This window comes from Nocardioides sp. CPCC 206348, from assembly GCF_048654705.1.
Lineage (GTDB): Bacteria > Actinomycetota > Actinomycetes > Propionibacteriales > Nocardioidaceae > Nocardioides.
On record NZ_JBMCZA010000229.1, the window covers coordinates 67450 to 68811 of the forward strand.

Below are 1362 nucleotides of genomic sequence, written 5' to 3' on the forward strand. Positions count from 1 at the left end.
CTCCCTCAGAGTCGATCGGCGAGGTCGGCGATGGTCCAGGGACCGTCACTCTCGATGGTGTGGACGTCGTGCCAGCCCGCGAGCTCGGAGATGCCGCCGCCCTGGACGGCGTACACCTTGCCGGTGAGCTTGCAGTCGGGCGCCGAGAGCCAGGCGACCAGCGGCGAGATGTTCGAGGGCGCGAAGGCGTCGAACTCTCCCTCGGGCACCTCGGCCGCGAACAAGGCGCCCATGCCGGGCGTGGCGAGGGTCAGCCGGGTGCGGGCGATCGGTGCGATCGCGTTGACCCGGACGCCGTACCGCTCGAGCTCGTCGGCCGCCACCAGGGTCAGCGCGGCGATGCCGGCCTTGGCTGCGCCGTAGTTGCCCTGTCCGGCGTTCGGCATGAAGGTGCCCGACGCCGACGCGGTGTTGACGACCGCGGCGTTGACGTCGACGCCGGCCTTGCTCCGTGCCTTCCAGTACGCCGCCGCGTGGTGCAGCGGAGCGGCGTGGCCCTTGAGGTGCACGGTGATGACGGAGTCCCACTGCTCCTCGGTCATCGACGGGAGGAAGGCGTCGCGCAGGATGCCGGCGTTGTTGATCAGGATGTCCAGGCCACCGAACTCGTCGATCGCCTGCTGCACCAGGGCTTCCGCGCCGGACCAGGACGCGACGTTGTCGGTGTTGGCGACCGCGCGACCACCGGCCGCCCGGATCTCGTCGGCGACCTCCTGGGCAGGTCCGGCGTCGGCGCCGGTCCCCTCGTTGGAGCCGCCGAGGTCGTTGACCACGACGGCCGCGCCTTCGCGCGCGAGGAGGAGGGCGTGTTCGCGGCCGATGCCGCGGCCGGCGCCGGTGACGATGGCGACGCGTCCGTCAAGAGTTCCCATGTTGTGCAGTCCTTTGTCGTGGTTGAGGTGCGAGCGCAGCGAGCCTCGAAACCCGGTGGGGTCAGTGGTCGGTGAGGACGGCGAGGCCGTCCCGGATGACCAGGTCGCTGTCGACCGTGGTCTGGAAGCCGTACGCCGTGGTGCCGGCGTCGACCGTCGGGTCGTCGAGACGCCAGAAGCTGGTGGTGATGTCCTGGCCGGGCAGCACCGGCCTGGCGAACCGGACGGCGAGCCGCCGCAGGCGTCGTACGTCGCCGTCGGCGAGCTCGGTCAGCGCGGCCCAGGACGTGAACGCCATGGTGCAGAGGCCGTGGTTGATGATCCCGGGCAGGCCGGACATCTGCGCGATCTCCTCGTCGAGGTGGATCGGCATCGGGTCGCCGGACGCGGGCGAGTAGCGGAAGGTCTGGTCGTCATCGACGTGCTGGGTGACGACCACGTCCGGGTCGGCCGTGGTGACCGAGTCGGCCAGGCCGTGGCCGGGCGCCTG

2 protein-coding genes are annotated in these 1362 nt (G+C 71.1%); both read right to left on the reverse strand.

Going from position 1 to position 1362, the window contains the following annotated elements:
- Positions 1 to 5: 5 nt before the first annotated feature.
- A complete protein-coding gene (locus ACOADB_RS26140) occupies positions 6 to 872 on the reverse strand; it encodes an SDR family oxidoreductase (protein WP_378605877.1) in 867 nt (288 codons plus the stop codon).
- A gap of 61 nt (positions 873 to 933) precedes the next feature.
- Positions 934 to 1362, reverse strand: a 429-nt coding sequence (locus ACOADB_RS26145; RefSeq protein ID WP_378605880.1) for a MaoC/PaaZ C-terminal domain-containing protein, incomplete at its 5' end; no start/stop codon positions are given.